The sequence below is a fragment of the Mycobacterium sp. JS623 genome, assembly GCF_000328565.1.
Lineage (GTDB): Bacteria > Actinomycetota > Actinomycetes > Mycobacteriales > Mycobacteriaceae > Mycobacterium.
In genome coordinates, this window is record NC_019966.1 from 5,953,221 (window position 1) to 5,969,850 (window position 16,630).

The following is a 16,630-nucleotide window of genomic DNA, read 5'->3' on the forward strand; positions in this document are numbered from 1 at the left end:
AAACCTCTGCCGGATCGTCGCTCACGCGACCTCGACGATGATCTCGACCTCGACGGGCGCATCCAACGGCAGCTCCGACACCCCCACCGCGGAGCGGGCGTGGCCACCTGCATCGCCGAACACCTCACCGAGCAGCTGCGAGGCCCCGTTGATGACGCCCGGCTGGCCGTGGAATCCGGGCGCGGATGCGACGAACCCGACGACCTTCACGACTCGCGTCACACTGTCGATGCCGACCAGCGAATGCACGGCCGCCAACGCGTTGAGGGCGCATGTGCGTGCCAACGCCTTGCCATCCTCCGGGGTTACCTCCGCGCCGACCTTGCCGGTCTGCGGCAGCTTTCCGCCCAGCAGCGGCAGTTGGCCAGCGGTGTAGACGAGGTCGCCGGTGCGCACCGCAGGCACATATGCGGCCAGCGGCGGGACAACGTCGGGCAGCTCGATGCCGAGCTCGGCGAGCCGTTCGGACGCGCTCGTCATTTCGGACGCTTCAGATACGCCACATGCTGCTCGCCCGTCGGCCCCGGCAGTACCGACACCAGTTCCCAGCCGTCCTCACCCCACTGGTCGAGGATCTGCTTCGTCGCGTGCGTCAGCAGCGGGACGGTGGCGTATTCCCAACGGGTCGGTTCGCTCATGTGGCTGAGCTTATCGGGCGGCCAATCAGGCACAGCTAGCATGCAGGTGTGGCTACCTCAGCGAACAGCGGTAGACCGGTCGGCTGGCCGTCTCGCCTGACAAAGGCGCGGCTGCACTTCGTCACCGGCAAGGGCGGCACCGGCAAGTCGACGATCGCGGCGTCTCTGGCGCTGGCGCTGGCGGCAGGCGGCCGCAAGGTGCTGTTGGTGGAAGTCGAAGGGCGCCAAGGCATTGCGCAGCTGTTCGACGTGCCACCGCTGCCCTATGCAGAGGTCAAGATCGCCACTGCCGACGGCGGCGGCGCCGTCAATGCGCTCGCCATCGACACCGAGGCAGCCTTCCTGGAATATCTCGACATGTTCTACAACCTCGGCCTTGCCGGGCGTGCGATGCGCCGGATCGGCGCGGTCGAGTTCGCGACGACCATCGCACCTGGCCTGCGTGACGTGCTGCTCACCGGCAAGATCCGCGAGATCGTCACCCGCGCCGAGAAGGGTAAGCAGCCCGTCTACGACGCGATCGTGGTCGACTCCCCGCCGACGGGCCGTATCGCCCGATTCCTCGACGTCACCAAGGCGGTGTCGGATCTCGCCAGGGGTGGGCCCGTGCACTCCCAGGCCGAAAGCGTGGTCAAGGTGCTGCACTCCGACCTCACCGCGATCCACCTGGTCACCTTGCTGGAGGCGCTGCCCATCCAGGAGACGCTGGAGGCCATCGAGGAACTGCGAGAGATGGAGCTGCCGATCGGCAGTGTGATCGTCAACCGCAACATCCCGGCCTATCTGGCCGCCGACGATCTTGCGAAGGCCGCCGAGGGAGACATCGACGCCGACGCTGTTCGCACCGGACTGAAAGACGCCGGAATCACCTTGTCCGACAGCGAGTTTGCCGGTCTGCTGACCGAGACGATTCAGCACGCGACGCGGATTACGGCGCGCGCCGAAAGCGCCGAGCAGCTCGACGCCCTCGATGTGGCGCGGCTGGAGCTGCCGCAGATCCCCGACGGCGTCGACCTCGGCAGCCTCTACGAGCTCGCCGAAGCGCTTGCCCACCAGGGCGTCCGCTGAGCGGACTATTGAGAGGAAGTCGATGAGCACAACACCGCCAGCCCTCGACATGGGCTCGATTCTGACCGACACCTCCAACCGCGTCGTGGTGTGCTGCGGCGCAGGCGGCGTCGGCAAGACCACCACCGCGGCCGCAATGGCAATGCGCGCAGCCGAATACGGCCGCACCGTCGTCGTGCTGACTATCGACCCCGCACGGCGACTGGCGCAGGCGCTGGGCATCAAGGATCTCGGCAACACCCCGCAGCGAGTGCCGCTTGCCCCCGAGGTAACCGGCGAGTTGCACGCCATGATGCTCGATATGCGCCGCACGTTCGATGAGATGGTGATCCAGTACTCCGGACCCGATCGCGCCCAGGAGATTTTGGACAACCAGTTCTATCAGACAGTGGCCACCTCACTTGCGGGCACGCAGGAGTACATGGCCATGGAGAAGCTGGGTCAGCTTCTCGCCCAAGACAAGTGGGACCTCGTCGTCGTCGACACTCCCCCGTCCCGTAACGCCCTGGACTTCCTCGACGCCCCAAAGCGCCTGGGCGGATTCATGGATAGCCGGCTCTGGAAGCTGCTGCTTGGCCCTGGGCGCGGCATCGGCAAGCTGGTGACCGGCGCGATGGGACTGGCCATGCGTGCGTTGTCCACGGTCCTCGGGTCGCAAATGCTTTCCGACGCAGCGTCTTTCGTGCAGTCACTGGACGCGACGTTCGGCGGTTTCCGGGAGAAGGCCGACCGCACCTACGAGCTGCTCAAGCGGCGCGGCACGCAATTCGTTGTGGTGTCGGCCGCCGAGCCCGATGCCCTGCGGGAGGCGTCGTTCTTCATCGACCGGCTCTCGCAGGAACACATGCCGCTGGCCGGGTTGATACTCAACCGCACCCATCCGATGCTGACCGAATTGCACGCCGAAAAAGCAGAGGAAGCGGCCGAGGATCTCGAAAAGGCGGATCCCGACGCGTTGGCGGCCGCGGTGCTCCGAATTCACGCCGACCGCGCGATGACGGCCAAGCGCGAGATCCGGCTGCTGTCGCGCTTCACCGGCGCCAACCCGCACGTGGCGATTGTGGGCGTGCCGTCGCTGCCGTTCGACGTGTCGGATCTGGAAGCGCTGAGGGCCATCGCCGATCAGATCACCGGCGAGGCGAAGGCAGTTACTGAGACGGCCTAGACGGCGCTGCGGTGCTTGCGCTGGGCAGCGAAGAACTCAGCCCAGGAAACGACCTCGGGGTGCTGCTTGAGTAGGGCGCGGCGCTGCCGTTCGGTCATGCCGCCCCAGACACCGAATTCGACGCGGTTATCGAGTGCATCGGCACCGCATTCGAGGATCACCGGGCAGTGTCGGCAGATGACTGCGGCCTTGCGCTGTGCGGCACCGCGGACGAAAAGCTCATCGGGATCAGCCTGGCGGCATCGAGCCTGGGATACCCAGGCAATACGGGCCTCGGCCTCCGCGCCGTGGACAATGCTCTGTGCTGACATGGTCGGGGTTGTCCTCCGCGCTGCGGGCCTCGTACCTGACACCAGCGTTCCCTTCGTTCCAAGCCGCCGAGCTAGCACAGCGACGGCGTAGTCCTCCGGTGTAGAACGCTGATGCGATCTACGCCACATTGCGAGGGTCGAGTGTGACCTGCATCGCACTGTTAGCTCAACTTAGGTGGTCAGGGGCGTTCTTGGCAACAGTCTGGGAGGCACTTTTTTGGGACGACCGTGCCGTCAGACGGCAAAATTGACGCAAAGGGAGGTCTGCGGGCCCAGCGAATCCGGCAATCGACCGACATGAACTGCCATTTTTAGCGTCGCTACTCTGTACGCATGCCGGAGCAGCCGCCGACCAGACCGCCTACTGTGCCCGTCACGGTTACGGTCATCAAGCTCGCCTGGTGCTGTCTTTTGGCAAGCGTGGTCGTCGCCGGGCTGATGTTTCCTGTGGTCGGTGGTTTCGGGTTGCTCTCCAACCGCGCCTCCGACGTCGTGGCCAATGGTTCCGCCCAGCTCGTCGAAGGTGAAGTGCCGCAGGTGTCGACGATGGTCGACGCAAAAGGCAACGTCATCGCGTGGCTCTACTCTCAGCGCCGGTTCGAGGTGCCCAGCGACCAGATCGCAAACACCATGAAGCTCGCGATCGTCTCGATCGAGGACAAGCGGTTTGCAGAACACAACGGTGTCGACTGGCAGGGCACGCTCACCGGGCTGTCGGGCTATCTGACCGGAAACCTGGACACCCGCGGCGGCTCGACGCTGGAACAGCAATATGTGAAGAACTACCAACTGCTGGTCATCGCGCAGACCGACGCCGAGAAGCGGGCCGCCATCGAGACAACTCCCGCCCGCAAGCTGCGCGAGATCCGGATGGCGCTGACGTTGGACAAGACGTTCACCAAGCCGGAGATCCTGACCCGCTACCTCAATCTGGTGTCGTTCGGTAACGGCTCATACGGCATCCAGGACGCAGCCCAGACGTATTTCGGCGTCAACGCCTCGGAACTGAACTGGCAGCAGGCCGCGCTACTTGCCGGCATGGTGCAGTCGACGAGCACGCTGAACCCGTACACCAACCCAGACGGTGCGCTGGCGCGTCGAAACCTGGTGCTGGACACCATGATCGACAATCTTCCCGAACACGCCGACGAGCTGCGCGCGGCCAAGGAGCAGCCGCTGGGGGTCCTGCCGCAGCCCAACGAGCTGCCCCGCGGCTGCATTGCCGCGGGCGATCGCGCGTTCTTCTGCGACTACGTACTCGAGTACCTCGCCCGCGCGGGCATCAGCAAGGAGCAGGTCGCCAAGGGCGGCTACATGATCAAGACCACGCTTGATCCCGACGTGCAGACCCCGGTGAAGTCGGCGATCGACAGCTTCGCGGCGCCTGACCTCGACGGGGTCGCCAGCGTGATGAGCGTGATCAAGCCGGGTAAACAGTCGCATCCGGTGCTGGCGATGGCCAGCAACCGCACCTACGGGCTGAACACCGAAACCGGGGAAACCATGCAGCCGCAGCCGTTTTCACTGGTTGGCGACGGCGCGGGCTCGGTGTTCAAGATCTTCACGACGGCCGCCGCGCTGGATATGGGCATGGGCATCAACGCGCAGCTCGACGCCCCGGCCCGGTTCGAGGCCAAGGGCCTGGGCTCCGGCGGCGCCAAGGGCTGCCCAGCTGCGACCTGGTGCGTGCAGAACGATGGGAATTACCGCGGTCAGATGAGCGTCACGGATGCTCTGGCTCAGTCGCCCAACACTGCGTTTGCGAAGCTGATCTCTCAAATCGGCGTGCAGCGCACCGTCGACATGGCGGTCAAGCTGGGCATGCGGTCCTACGCCTTGCCCGGGACGGCACGCGACTACGACCCGCAGAGCAACGAAAGCCTCGCCGATTTCGTCAAGCGCCAAAACCTCGGCTCGTTCACGCTGGGCCCGATCGAGGTCAACGCCCTCGAGCTGTCGAACGTCGCGGCGACACTGGCATCGGGTGGCACCTGGTGCCCACCCAACCCGATCGACAAAGTCATCGACCGCACCGGGAAGGACGTCGCCGTCACGACCGAAACGTGTGAGCAGGTGGTGCCCGAGGGGCTGGCCAACACGCTGGCCAACGCGATGAGCAAGGACGACACCGGCGGCACCGCCGCCGCGGCCGCCGGTTCAGCCGGGTGGAATCTGCCGATGTCGGGCAAGACCGGCACCACCGAGGCGCACCGGTCATCGGCCTTCGTCGGCTTCACGCCCTACTACGCGGCCGCGAACTACATCTACGACGACTCGACCACGCCAGGCGATCTGTGTTCGTTCCCGTTGCGGCAGTGCGGTTCTGGGAACCTGTACGGCGGCAACGAGCCGGCGCGCACCTGGTTCACCGCGATGAAGCCGATCGCCAACAACTACGGGCCCGTCGCATTGCCGCCCACTGACCCGCGCTATGTCGACGGCGCGCCGGGCTCCAAAGTGCCCAGCGTGGCAGGCATGAACCAGGACACCGCACGCATGCGGCTGAAGGAAGCGGGCTTCCAGGTCGCCGATCAGGCGACTCCGGTCAACAGCAGCGCGCCCTACGGCGCAGTCGTCGGGACCTCGCCGGCCGGGCAGACAGTGCCGGGCTCGATCATCACGATCCAGATTTCCAACGGCATCCCGCCGCCACCGCCTCCTCCGCCGCCTGGCGCGATTCCCGGCATGCCTGGCATGCCGCCGGAAATCGGCTCGACGGTCGTCGAGATCCCGGGTCTGCCGCCGATCACCGTTCCGGTGCTCGGACCACCGCCACCGGCGCCGCCCCCGCCGTGATCAAGGGTGTGCAATTGACCACGCGGCGCGGGTGTGAAGTCGGTGCCTGCCAGTAACTGGCAGTAGGCTCTCAACATGCCCGCCCGTTCGTCGATCCTGAAGAACACTGCAGCCGTGACCTTCGGTTCGGTCGTAGCGGGGATCGGCTATGCGTCGCTGATCGAGCGCAACGCGTTCGTCGTGCGCGAGGTCACCATGCCGGTGCTGTCGCCGGGGTCGTCGCCGCTGAAGGTGCTGCACATCAGCGATATCCACATGCGGCCAAAGCAGCGGCGCAAGCAGGCCTGGTTGCGTGACCTGGCCCGCTGGGAGCCCGATCTGGTCGTCAACACCGGTGACAACCTGGCCCACCCGAAGGCGGTGCCCAGCGTCGTTCAGGCGATGGGCGATCTGCTCTCCGCGCCGGGTGTCTTCGTATTCGGCAGCAACGACTACTTCGGACCGCGGCCGAAGAACCCCGCGAATTACCTGACCAAGCCCACCCACCGCATCCACGGCGAGCCGCTGCCGTGGCAGGACCTGCGGGCGGCCTTCACCGAGCGTGGCTGGCTGGACATGACGCACACCAAGCGCGAGCTCGAGGTTGCCGGCCTGCGGATCGCCGTGGCCGGCGTCGACGATCCGCACCTGTCGCGGGATCGCTACGACACCATCGCAGGCCCGGCCAGCCCGGCCGCGGACCTGAGGCTTGGGCTGACCCACTCCCCCGAGCCGCGGGTGCTGGACCGCTTCGCCGCCGACGGCTACCAGCTGGTGATGGCCGGCCACACCCACGGCGGCCAGCTGTGCCTGCCGTTCTACGGCGCCATCGTCACCAATTGCGATCTCGACCGGTCGCGGGCGAAGGGCGCATCGCGGTGGGGCGCCCACACACAGCTGCACGTCTCGGCGGGCATCGGCACGTCGCCCTACTATCCGGTGCGGTTCTGCTGCAGGCCAGAGGCCACGCTGCTGACGCTGGTGGCGGCGCCGATCGGCGGTCGAGATGCAGGAACTAAGGCGGAGTCCCACCCGAGCGTTTCGGTGCAGTGACCGAAAAGGCCGCGACGGCCGTTCGAAGCCAGCCACGCTCGTGGGTGGACAACGCAGTTCGGCTGATCGAGGCTGACGCGCGGCGCAGCGCCGACACTCATCTGCTGCGGTATCCGTTGCCTGCGGCATGGTGCGACGGCTGCGACATTCAGCTCTACCTCAAGGACGAGACCACCCACATCACTGGCAGCCTCAAGCACCGGTTGGCGCGGTCGTTGTTTCTCTATGGGTTGTGCAACGGCTGGATCGGTGAAGGCACCACGGTCATCGAGGCATCATCGGGTTCGACGGCGGTTTCGGAGGCCTACTTCGCGGCGCTGCTGGGCCTGCCGTTCATCGCGGTGATGACGTCATCGACCAGTGCCACGAAGATCGCGCTGATCGAATCGCAAGGCGGCCGTTGCCATTTCGTCGCCGAGGCGTCGCAGGTGTACGCGGAGGCGGAACGGCTGGCCGAGGAAACCGGCGGCCACTACCTCGACCAGTTCACCAATGCCGAACGTGCAACCGACTGGCGCGGTAACAACAACATCGCCGAGTCGATCTTCGAACAGATGCGTGACGAGGCCCATCCGATACCGGACTGGGTGGTTGTCGGTGCGGGCACCGGCGGCACCAGCGCCACCATCGGCCGCTACATCCGGTATCGGCGCTACGCGACGCGGTTGTGCGTTGTGGACCCGGAGAACTCCGCGTTCTTCCCGTCTTATGCGCAGGGTCGTCACGATGTGGTGACCGGGATGTCGTCACGGATTGAGGGCATCGGCCGGCCGCGGGTTGAGCCGTCGTTTCTGCCCGACGTGGTGGACCGGATGGTGGCCGTACCCGACGCCGCGTCGGTCGCCGCGGCACGGCACGTCAGTGCGGTGCTTGGCCGACGGGTGGGTCCATCAACGGGGACGAATCTGTGGGGGGCATTCGGCCTGCTGGCCGAGATGATCGCGAAAGGGCGCAATGGCTCGGTGGTGACGCTGCTCGCCGACAGCGGCGACCGCTATGCGGACACCTACTTCTGCGATGAGTGGCTGACCAGCCAGGGACTCGATCCCTCGACATCGGCCGAGGTGCTGGTGGAATTCGAGCGGTCGGGCCGCTGGCCCTGATCGTCGGATCCGCCGGTGAGCGGCCCGTCGGAGGTCAGAAACAGCCACAACGCGGCCAGGGCGAAGAATCCCAGGTAGATCGAAGCTCCAAGCCCAGTCATTTCGTGCCTCGATTCTGCGGTTACTGCCGTTAGTGTGCATAACGCCACCGACAAGTGACTTCCATCCCGCGGCGTGTCGTGATCTTGCTAACGCTGACTTGCACACGGCCGTTGCCGTAGCTAAATCGCACCCCGCATGCAGAAATGGGCGCGTAAGCCGTTTGGCTTCACCGGGTGCGCGTGCGATACGCTGTCGTGGCTTCACGCGGGGTGTGGCGCAGCTTGGTAGCGCGCTTCGTTCGGGACGAAGAGGTCGTGGGTTCGAATCCCGCCACCCCGACTCGCGTCGTTGCAGATCACAGGCTCTGACCAGCGGTTCTGGTCGGGGTCTTTTTCTGTCTCAGTCCGCAGTTGGTCCGCAGTACATCCCAGAGCGGCCTCCCGCGCCTTATCGAGCGCGGCGGAAACGAGTTCGAGGTCATCCGGGAAGAGGTCTGCCTGCTGACGAGGGCGACGGGCGCGGCGGAACCTGGTACGCCGAGATCAGTTCATGGTCCGCGAACGTCGCCGATACGTCCCGCTTAATTGTCGATGGGATACTTGCGGCTTGATGTCAACGCAGGTCGTCTAAACGAGCAGGCTATTGACTTCGTCCTGCGCGGTGCAGCTCAGACCAGCCAAAACAGCCGACGATCAGACGGCGAAATCGAAACAGTCGAACCAGCACGACAGGCCCACCAAAGGTTGCAGGATAGGCGCACGCCGACTAAGAGAGGCGGAGCCCATGACTGAGAACTCCCACGGCTGGATCGGCACGGAGACCGTCGCGACTAGGTTGGGTGACTTTGAGTTCGCCAACAGTTATCCCGTCGGGGACGCGGCTCAGCGCCTCAAAAACACTTTGGTTTTCAACCGGGCCGTAGAGGCATATCTGGTGCAGATGCCTTCGGTGTCGGACTACTGCGTCTGGACCGGGGTCGCCAGCGCCGGTTCGGGGATGCCGAACCAGGTCGTCATCTGGGAGACGTTAATGGACTCGGTCACCCTGCTGTTGACCGGTAACACCGAGACCGTGTACGCGCTGGCCGCCGTCGATCTTATGCGCGACGGGCCAGTCGTCGTGGAGGTGCCGCCAACAATGCTCGGCACCCTCGGCGACCTCACGCAGCACACCATCGTCGACATCGGCGTCACCGGCATCGACCGGGGTAACGGCGGCAAGTTTTTAGCGCTGCCGCCCGATTACGACGGAGAGGTTCCTGACGGCTACTTCATCGCCCAATCGCCGAGCTACGGCGTTGTGCTGGGCCTGCGCGGGTTCCAAGTCGACGCCAAGCCCGATGAGGCCGTAGCCCTGATGAAACAGATCAGAATCTATCCGCTGACGGCGTCGGACAACCCGCCGGAAACCATGTTCGTCAACGGCTCGGGCCAGGAAATCGTCACGGTATTCGACGACACCGCTAAGTATTTCGACGACCTGGCCGCACTGATCGAGCGTGAACCGTCCGACCTCATCGCCGAGCACGAACGTTTCCAACTAGCCGCCATTGGCATCGAGAAAGGTAAGCCATTCGAACCCGACGCCGCACGTCGGAAGGTGCTCGACGACGCCGCCCGGTTCGCGTCGGCGGTGGCCCGCGCCAACAGCTTTGCCTCCGACGACGAGGCGCGGCTGGTCTACCCCGATCGACGCTGGGAATGGGCGTTCATCGGCGACAGCGCCACCTGGGACTCCCAGGGGTACGTGAACACCGACAGGCGCGCCGGGTTCGCCTATATCGCGATCGGCATGTCCCCAGCCATGGTTGATAAACATGTCGGCGCGGGGTCGCAGTATCTATGGACCCCTCGGGACGCCAGCGGCGCATTCCTTGACGGTGGCAGCACCTACCGTCTGCACATCCCGGCCAATATCCCCGCCAAGAACTTCTGGTCAGTGGTGGCCTACGACGCAGACAGCAGATCCCTTCTTCGCAGTGACCAACGCTTCCCGTCGGTGAGCACCTACACCAACGCGCATTTAAACGCCGACGGCTCAATCGATGTGCACTTCGGCCCGCACATCCCGACATACACCGAGTCCAATTGGATTCAAACGGTGACCGGAAAGGGCTGGTTCACGCTCTTCCGCTTCTATGGGCCACTTGAGCCGTTCTTCGACCAGACCTGGAAACCGGGGGACATCGAACTCGTAAATGGCGCGCCCGGCAACGTCGACGCACGAGGATAAGTCGGGGAGGTACGTCCGTGGAGGTCACACCTGTCCAATTGCAAGAGCGCACGCTTCATCGCCGCGCCGTCGAGGCCGTCATCTGGGGGATGCCGGCGGTGAACTATGACGCGATGTATCAAGCATTGGTGCGCGACGCCCACGGCGGGTCGAACCAGATCGTGTACTGGTCGCGGCTACTGGACTGGAGAAATCAGACCCTGACTCCCAACCCGGACACGATCTATCTAATGCCGTTTATCGACACCACCGACGGGCCGATCGTGCTCGAAATACCGCCAGCCGATGAAGGTTCGATCACCGGGTCTATTGACGATGCCTGGCAGTGCGCGATCGAGGATTTCGGCCCTGCCGGGGTCGATGCCGGCGCGGGCGGCAAGTACCTTATCCTGCCGCCGAACTACCAGGGCCAGATCCCTGACGGCTATCTCGGCCTGCCGGCGAACACCTGCGCCACCTTCGCTTTGCTGCGCTCCAACCTCACCAGCGGCAGCGACGACGACCTGGCTCGCGCCGTCGCCTACGGCAAGCGAGTCAAACTCTATCCGCTGGGACAGGCCGACAAGCCGCCGCCGACGACCTTCATCGACGCCGCCGACGTGATGTTCGACGCCACAATCCCCTATGACGCGACGTTCTTCGATGCCCTCAACCGCAGGGTGCAGGCCGAGCCGTGGCTCACCCGAGACAAAGCAATGATCAACGTGCTCAAGACAATCGGCATCCAGAAGGGCAAAACCTTCAACCCCGACGCCGACACACGCGCGACACTGTCCGACGCCGCCCAAGAAGCACACGACTGGCTCGATATGCAATACGAGGCCGCATTCACACCACCGTTCTACGACTACGCCCACTGGGCGCTGCCGGTGTCAGCAGAACTCGTCGAGGCCACCACGACGGGCTACGCCAACCCGGACTCCTATCCCGTCGACGAACGCGGAATCGCCTACTCCATCGGCTTCTTTAGTGCCAAGCACCTGGGAAGCGGCCAGTTCTACCTGATGACAATCAAAGACCGCAACGGTGACGCGCTTGATGGAGCAGCGACCTACCGGCTCAACGTCCCCGCCAACGTGCCCGTGCACTTGTACTGGTCAGCCACCGCCTATGACCGCGCCACCCACACGCTCATCCGAGACATGCCTTGGGCCAGCCGATCATCAAACACGCCCGATCTGCACACCAAGGCCGACGGCTCCGTCGACCTGAATTTCGGTCCAAAACCGCTCATCGACCAACAAACCAACTGGGTCCCCACCAAACCCGACGAACAATTCGAGGTCCTCTTCCGTTTCTACGGACCCGGTAAACCCTTGCTCGACAAGACGTGGACACTGCCCGATGTCGCACCCGCATGAGCCATCGGCGCAACGGGACAACTCGCCGCCGGATCAATCTCTCTTGGTCCGCCAGCCAGTCCGCAGTAGTTTCGACGACACCCCGTATGTCTTCAGCAAAAGAAACGGCGCGACCTGGCGGTTCAAACAGCCCCAGCGCCATCATCGTCGCCAAACGAGCTGGTGACGTCGTTCGGGACGAAGAGGTCGTGGGTTCGAATCCCGCCACCCCGACTGAGCCGAGAGGCGAGCAAGCTTGCTTGTTCGGCCGAGGCGATGTGACCGCGGCTACGCGAAAATGCCGACGCTCTTCCTGGGCTTCGACGGAACCTTGGTCAACACCATCACCGAACTCAGCTCGACGAGCCCGACGACCAACAACGGCCAGATTGCGCCGGCGGCCAAGCTGACGACGATCATCGACGGCTGATCTGCCGAAGCTCTACGATCTGCAAGACGGTTGGCCGCTACATACGCCGCAAAGCTCACCGGTAACCAACCGATGAGATAGATGGCGATCAGTGTGCCGACCATGACGGGTCCCCCTGCGACTCGACAACGTTGGAAGCCGACTTCCCAACGAACTCTAGAACTAAACAAACCGCCACGACATTAGGCTCGCGATCGTGACGACGGATTTGCGGTACGAGCCCTGGTTCCTGCCATTGTCCGTACCTTTTGGTCTGGGGCCCAAGCAGAGTGAGGTGCGGGTGGCAGATGGTTCGCTGCGTGTCCGCTTCGGCTGGGGGTTTCGCGCAGAAATCCCGCTGACCTCAATCAAAGGTGCGAAACCAAACACGGACCGGGTGTATGCGTGGGGCGCCCACGGCTTTCGCGGCCGATGGCTTGTGAACGGCTCGTCCAAGGGCATCGTGCAGCTGACTTTCGACCCGCCGGCCCGAGCCCATGTAATGGGTGTGCCGGTCACACTGCGCACACTCGACGTCAGCGTGACCGACCCGGAGGCGCTCATCGCGGAGTGCGCTCCGAAGTAGTTTGACGGCCCCTTTGGTGGGGAATTACATGCGGCGTGACTTTGCCGTCGACATCAGTCGAACCGAAACTGCCCCGCGCCGTCGGCCCTCTTTCCTCGGCCATCATCGACACTCTCGCGCGCGGCAGGCCGGCGCTTCACGCCCGTCCGATCGACGTTCCGCTTTGTGAGGCCGACCCGTACGGCCTCGATCTGCAGTTGGCCCTCTATGTCTGCTACGAACTGCACTACCGCGGCTTCGACGGAGTCAACCCTCGCTGGGAGTGGAATCCCGGACTGCTGCACGTCCGTGGCCGACTCGAGGACACGTTTCTGAGCGCGGTCCGCCAGGACGTCGGTGAGATCCCCGAAGATGAAACCGCCGCCGACGCGATGGACGCGTTGTCGATTGAACCGGTGGACGGCGAGGGTCCCTCGTATTACCTGCGTGACACCGGTACATGGGACCAGATGCGGGAGTACTTCGTGCAGCGCTCGCTGTATCACCTCAAGGAAGCCGATCCGCACGCGTTCGCGATCCCGCGCTTGATCGGCCAGGCCAAGGCGTCCTTCGTCGCAGTCGAATTCGACGAATACGGCGGTGGCCGTGGGCCTTTGGTGCATCAGCAGCTTTTCGCCGATTTGATGGACGCCGCTGGCCTGGACTCGACCTACCTCGCCTATCTCGACGCCGTCCCTGCCGATGCGCTGGCGTCGGTCAACCTGATGTCGCTGTTTGGTCTGCACCGCGAGCTGCGCGGCGCCGCCATCGGGCACTTCGCGTCGACGGAGATCACCTCGTCGCCTGGTTCCCGACGTCTCGTCGACGCGCTGGAGCGGATGGGCGCGCCGGAGCCGTGTATCAGTTTTTACCGCGAACACATCGTCGCCGATGCCGTCCACGAACAGGTGGTGCGCACCGATGTGGTCGGGGATCTCGTTGCGCGCGAACCACATCTGGACCACGACGTGGTTTTCGGCATCAAAGCGCGCGACGTGGTGGAAGACCGGCTCGCCGCACATGTGATGGCGTGCTGGAAGTCGGGCCGCTCATCGCTACGCTGACCGCTCTGACCGCTCCGGGCGCTGACGGCAGCGGTGGCTGGTGTCGCACAGCGGAAAGCTCTTGCTACGGCGGCATGTACAGATCGCGACCATGAACCGGTCGGATTCCACGAAGCTGCCGTCGGGCATCTCGATCCGCACCGGACCCTGTACCATCACTGGGCCTGCGGGCACCACCCGCACGATGCGGGCCTCATCATCGCTCATGCCTTGTCCGCCCTGATCACCAACAGCTCTTCTTCACGGCGGCCCGGCTCGAGCCGACCCGTCTCCTCGAGCCAGTGCGCCCGCGAGGACAACACTGGACCGAAGGGAATCCATTGCCACGCAATGACTTCGGCGTCAAGCCCAGTGCTGGCCAACTGCGCCAGCGTCTCACGCGGCCCCGCGAACTCGGACTGTACCAACAGCAATGTGCCGCCGTTGGCGAGCATTTCGTTCACGGTTGCGCACAGCGGATCCAGCACCAGGCGGCCGTCGTATCCGGCATCCCACGCCGCGGGGGACCCGATATCCGATGGCAACCGCGCGCCATCGACGCTTGGATCATGCGGCACATACGGCGGATTGCAGACGATCAAGTCATAGGGGCCGAACTCGATCGCGCGCGCCCATGAGCCGAGGTGCACCGCGACATCGAACCCGGCGGCAGCGGAGTTAATCCGCGCGCAGTGCACGGCGTGTGGGCAGATGTCGAAAGCCGTGACTTCGGTCGCCCCCTGCTCGTATGCGGCGATCGCGGCGACGCCACTGCCCGTGCACAGGTCGGCGACGCGGTGACCGCGCGCGAGAGCGGTCTTCTCCATCACGTCGATCAGCAGTTGGGAGTCCGCTTGCGGTGTGTACACACCCTCGGTCACGGCTGGGAAATCCAGGTCGGTGTATGCCCTTGTCAACATCGGCCTTTCGACAGTGTTTGCTTGTGCGTCCAGCACTGCCGTCATTAATGCCCGCTATTAGGAGCGTTAAACCACTGGCATTGGTTTTGTAAAGCGGCGTTGGGGGCACCCCTGGATGGTGCAAGCTTCTGACGTCGCGGCGTTGCCGGCTCGGCTGGGGGCCGCCCTCCGCCATAGCCGACTGTTTCATCCGCATGGTGTCCTCGCCGAAGGCCTCCTCGAGCGGGTAGCGCCGCCAGACGAGGGGCTGCCAATGCAGTCCTGCGATGTCATCGGGCGGGTTTCGAAGGGCATCGGCTTACCCGGCGCCGTGGCCGACATCGCCGGCTTGGCGTTTCGTATCCCTCCGCCGCAGGATCTACGTTCGTGCATGCCCTGGGATGTCCTGCTGGCATCGACAATCGCCAACAGCCGCTTCATTCTCGCTCCGTCAAGGTCGTGGTCAAGCACCACCTTCTCCAGCCTGATGCCGCTTCGATTCCGCGACGGCACGTGGTGGGTGCGCGCTCGACTCGTCACCAAGATCGATGAACCGGGCTTGTCATTGGACACGATCAGGAACCAAATCGATTCCGGCGGAATACATTTCGATATCGACCAGGCTCACGGCACTGGGCACTTTCAACCGCTGGCCCGGTTGAAGCTTCGTAACCTGGATCCGAGCAATGACGACATCGCATTCGACCCGGTATTGCACAGCGACGAAGACGTCAGCTTGGTGCCCGGCTGGCTGGCCGATTTCCGCCGCGCGGCATACCGCCGCAGTCGAGAAGGCAGAGAAGCCAACTAGGCGGTGGGTTCCGCATCGGTCTCGGCGACATCAGGGGCGTTCTCGCGAGTCGCCATACCGCCTTCGCGGCCTTCGTCTTTCGGACCGGGACGGCCGCCCTTTGGCTCGTCGGCGTCTTCGTCGTCGTAAATCCCCTTACCGCGTGGCATCTGTCGTTTCCTCTCAATGAGATTCGGCGCGCAGCTTCTCCAGCAGTGAGCCCGCCGCTTCTTTCAGGAACAGCTCCTGGCTGTCGTCGCCGATCTGCACAAGCGCGATGTCGGTAAACCCGGCCTCCCAGTACTTGCGTACCGCGTCGACGATCGCGTCGAGATCCGGTCCGCAGGGGATGGATTCGGCGACATCCTCCGGCCGCACGAATTGGGTAGCGCCCTCGAAGCCCGCCGTCGTCGGCAGATCGGCGTTGACCGCCCAGCCGCCACCGAACCAGCGGAACTGATCGTGGGCGCGCGCCACGGCCGTGTCGCGGTCGGGGTCCCAGCAGATCGGGATCTGTCCGATCACCCTTACCTCACCAGCGAGTCCGGTCGCCCGGCGCGCATCGTGCCATGCATCGACGAGGTCCTTGTTCGGCTCGACGGCAATCAGATGGTCGGACAGCGGCGCGAACATGTCGACCGACCGCTCGCCCGACACGGCCGTGGCGATCGCGACGGGAGTCTCGGGCACATCCCAGAGCCGCGCCGAGTCCACCTCGAAGTATTCACCTTTCCAATCGATCAGCTCGCCGGTGAACAACTCGCGAATGATCTGGATCGCCTCTTTGAGCATCTGCTGGCGCCGCGACACCGTCGGCCAGCGCCCGCCAACCACATGTTCGTTGAGGTTCTCGCCGCTGCCGAGCCCCAGCGTGAACCTTCCGTCGGCGAGGATCTGAAGTGTCGCCGCTTTTTGCGCGACGACTGCGGGGTGATACCGCATCGTCGGGCACGTGACATAGGTGAACAGCTCGACCTGTTCGGTCGCCTGGGCGACGGCACCGAGCACCGGCCACGCGTACGGTGCGTGGCCTTGCGATGCCAGCCAAGGGAAGTAGTGGTCGCTGGACACCTCGAAGTCGAAGCCTGCGCGTTCCGCCGAAACGGCATAACGGACAAGCTCTTTAGGTCCGCTCTGTTCTGTCATCAGGGTGTAGCCAAAACGCGTCATGGCATTCGGGTACCCGAGCGCCCAATC

The 16,630-nt window shown here is 64.4% G+C and carries 18 protein-coding genes and 1 tRNA gene; 12 read left to right on the top strand and 7 right to left on the bottom strand.

What is annotated here, in order from left to right; all coding sequences use genetic code 11:
* Positions 1–21: 21 nt before the first annotated feature.
* On the bottom strand, positions 22–480 hold the full coding sequence (locus tag MYCSM_RS28890; protein ID WP_015309723.1) for a RidA family protein: 459 nt from the start codon (positions 478–480) through the stop codon (positions 22–24).
* Entirely contained in the window at positions 477–638 is a 162-nt protein-coding gene (locus MYCSM_RS36795; protein WP_014817956.1) for a DUF4177 domain-containing protein, read from the bottom strand. The genes MYCSM_RS28890 and MYCSM_RS36795 overlap by 4 nt, the downstream gene beginning before the upstream one ends.
* A 48-nt stretch (positions 639–686) precedes the next feature.
* On the opposite strand from MYCSM_RS36795, the gene MYCSM_RS28895 reads away from it, so the two are divergent.
* Positions 687–1,706, top strand: a complete 1,020-nt coding sequence (locus MYCSM_RS28895; protein WP_015309725.1) for an ArsA-related P-loop ATPase — start codon at positions 687–689, stop codon at positions 1,704–1,706.
* Between the two features lie 22 nt (positions 1,707–1,728).
* Positions 1,729–2,871: an ArsA family ATPase gene (locus MYCSM_RS28900; RefSeq protein ID WP_015309726.1), complete on the top strand. Its 1,143-nt coding sequence runs from the start codon at positions 1,729–1,731 to the stop codon at positions 2,869–2,871.
* Here MYCSM_RS28900 and MYCSM_RS28905 read toward each other — a convergent pair.
* Entirely contained in the window at positions 2,868–3,224 is a 357-nt protein-coding gene (locus MYCSM_RS28905) for a WhiB family transcriptional regulator (RefSeq protein WP_041315214.1), read from the bottom strand. The two genes, MYCSM_RS28900 and MYCSM_RS28905, sit on opposite strands and share 4 nt — an antisense overlap.
* 291 nt (positions 3,225–3,515) lie before the next feature.
* On the opposite strand from MYCSM_RS28905, the gene ponA2 reads away from it, so the two are divergent.
* The 9 genes from ponA2 to MYCSM_RS28950 all read left to right on the top strand — a co-directional run bounded on the left by ponA2 (position 3,516) and on the right by MYCSM_RS28950 (position 13,765).
* Complete coding sequence (gene ponA2, locus MYCSM_RS28910; protein ID WP_015309728.1) at positions 3,516–5,978, top strand: transglycosylase/D,D-transpeptidase PonA2; 2,463 nt, start codon at positions 3,516–3,518, stop codon at positions 5,976–5,978.
* A gap of 75 nt (positions 5,979–6,053) precedes the next feature.
* Positions 6,054–7,010 carry a metallophosphoesterase gene (locus MYCSM_RS28915; RefSeq protein ID WP_015309729.1) on the top strand — a complete coding sequence of 319 codons (957 nt, stop codon included), beginning with the start codon at positions 6,054–6,056 and terminating at the stop codon, positions 7,008–7,010.
* Positions 7,007–8,113 (top strand): PLP-dependent cysteine synthase family protein, encoded by a 1,107-nt coding sequence (locus MYCSM_RS28920; protein ID WP_015309730.1) that lies wholly within the window; start codon positions 7,007–7,009, stop codon positions 8,111–8,113. Before MYCSM_RS28915 ends, MYCSM_RS28920 begins: the two co-directional genes overlap by 4 nt.
* A gap of 307 nt (positions 8,114–8,420) precedes the next feature.
* A tRNA-Pro gene (locus tag MYCSM_RS28925) sits at positions 8,421–8,494 on the top strand.
* Positions 8,495–8,938: 444 nt separating this feature from the next.
* Positions 8,939–10,387: a DUF1254 domain-containing protein gene (locus MYCSM_RS28930; protein WP_015309731.1), complete on the top strand. Its 1,449-nt coding sequence runs from the start codon at positions 8,939–8,941 to the stop codon at positions 10,385–10,387.
* Between the two features lie 17 nt (positions 10,388–10,404).
* Positions 10,405–11,748 (top strand): DUF1214 domain-containing protein, encoded by a 1,344-nt coding sequence (locus MYCSM_RS28935; protein WP_015309732.1) that lies wholly within the window; start codon positions 10,405–10,407, stop codon positions 11,746–11,748.
* Positions 11,749–12,025: 277 nt separating this feature from the next.
* Entirely contained in the window at positions 12,026–12,157 is a 132-nt protein-coding gene (locus tag MYCSM_RS38770) for a hypothetical protein (RefSeq protein ID WP_257720720.1), read from the top strand.
* Between the two features lie 196 nt (positions 12,158–12,353).
* A complete protein-coding gene (locus tag MYCSM_RS28945; protein ID WP_015309734.1) occupies positions 12,354–12,722 on the top strand; it encodes a hypothetical protein in 369 nt (122 codons plus the stop codon).
* 35 nt (positions 12,723–12,757) lie between these two features.
* Positions 12,758–13,765 (top strand): iron-containing redox enzyme family protein, encoded by a 1,008-nt coding sequence (locus tag MYCSM_RS28950; RefSeq protein WP_015309735.1) that lies wholly within the window; start codon positions 12,758–12,760, stop codon positions 13,763–13,765.
* On the opposite strand, the gene MYCSM_RS28955 is transcribed toward MYCSM_RS28950, so the two are convergent.
* On the bottom strand, positions 13,757–13,972 hold the full coding sequence (locus tag MYCSM_RS28955) for a CDGSH iron-sulfur domain-containing protein (RefSeq protein ID WP_015309736.1): 216 nt from the start codon (positions 13,970–13,972) through the stop codon (positions 13,757–13,759). The two genes, MYCSM_RS28950 and MYCSM_RS28955, sit on opposite strands and share 9 nt — an antisense overlap.
* Positions 13,969–14,709 (bottom strand): HemK2/MTQ2 family protein methyltransferase, encoded by a 741-nt coding sequence (locus MYCSM_RS28960; protein WP_015309737.1) that lies wholly within the window; start codon positions 14,707–14,709, stop codon positions 13,969–13,971. Before MYCSM_RS28960 ends, MYCSM_RS28955 begins: the two co-directional genes overlap by 4 nt.
* Positions 14,710–14,779: 70 nt before the next feature.
* Between MYCSM_RS28960 and MYCSM_RS28965 the strand changes: the two genes are divergently transcribed.
* Positions 14,780–15,454, top strand: coding sequence for a hypothetical protein (locus MYCSM_RS28965; protein ID WP_015309738.1), 675 nt, complete (start codon positions 14,780–14,782; stop codon positions 15,452–15,454).
* On the opposite strand, the gene MYCSM_RS37910 is transcribed toward MYCSM_RS28965, so the two are convergent.
* Positions 15,451–15,603: a hypothetical protein gene (locus tag MYCSM_RS37910; RefSeq protein ID WP_015309739.1), complete on the bottom strand. Its 153-nt coding sequence runs from the start codon at positions 15,601–15,603 to the stop codon at positions 15,451–15,453. The two genes, MYCSM_RS28965 and MYCSM_RS37910, sit on opposite strands and share 4 nt — an antisense overlap.
* A 13-nt stretch (positions 15,604–15,616) precedes the next feature.
* Positions 15,617–16,603, bottom strand: a complete 987-nt coding sequence (locus tag MYCSM_RS28970) for an LLM class F420-dependent oxidoreductase (protein ID WP_015309740.1) — start codon at positions 16,601–16,603, stop codon at positions 15,617–15,619.
* Positions 16,604–16,630 lie beyond the last annotated feature (27 nt).

What these genes read in the sequence shown, in the direction of transcription:
- MYCSM_RS28890 (WP_015309723.1), bottom strand. Translation starts at nt 480, where the DNA reads ATGACGAGCGCGTCCGAACGGCTCGCCGAGCTCGGCATCGAGCTGCCC.
- MYCSM_RS28960 (WP_015309737.1), bottom strand. Translation starts at nt 14,709, where the DNA reads ATGACGGCAGTGCTGGACGCACAAGCAAACACTGTCGAAAGGCCGATG.
- MYCSM_RS38770 (WP_257720720.1), top strand. Translation starts at nt 12,026, where the DNA reads ATGCCGACGCTCTTCCTGGGCTTCGACGGAACCTTGGTCAACACCATC.
- MYCSM_RS28965 (WP_015309738.1), top strand. Translation starts at nt 14,780, where the DNA reads ATGGTGCAAGCTTCTGACGTCGCGGCGTTGCCGGCTCGGCTGGGGGCC.
- MYCSM_RS36795 (WP_014817956.1), bottom strand. Translation starts at nt 638, where the DNA reads ATGAGCGAACCGACCCGTTGGGAATACGCCACCGTCCCGCTGCTGACG.
- MYCSM_RS28955 (WP_015309736.1), bottom strand. Translation starts at nt 13,972, where the DNA reads ATGAGCGATGATGAGGCCCGCATCGTGCGGGTGGTGCCCGCAGGCCCA.
- MYCSM_RS37910 (WP_015309739.1), bottom strand. Translation starts at nt 15,603, where the DNA reads ATGCCACGCGGTAAGGGGATTTACGACGACGAAGACGCCGACGAGCCA.
- MYCSM_RS28930 (WP_015309731.1), top strand. Translation starts at nt 8,939, where the DNA reads ATGACTGAGAACTCCCACGGCTGGATCGGCACGGAGACCGTCGCGACT.
- MYCSM_RS28900 (WP_015309726.1), top strand. Translation starts at nt 1,729, where the DNA reads ATGAGCACAACACCGCCAGCCCTCGACATGGGCTCGATTCTGACCGAC.
- MYCSM_RS28970 (WP_015309740.1), bottom strand. Translation starts at nt 16,603, where the DNA reads ATGACGCGTTTTGGCTACACCCTGATGACAGAACAGAGCGGACCTAAA.
- MYCSM_RS28915 (WP_015309729.1), top strand. Translation starts at nt 6,054, where the DNA reads ATGCCCGCCCGTTCGTCGATCCTGAAGAACACTGCAGCCGTGACCTTC.
- ponA2 (WP_015309728.1), top strand. Translation starts at nt 3,516, where the DNA reads ATGCCGGAGCAGCCGCCGACCAGACCGCCTACTGTGCCCGTCACGGTT.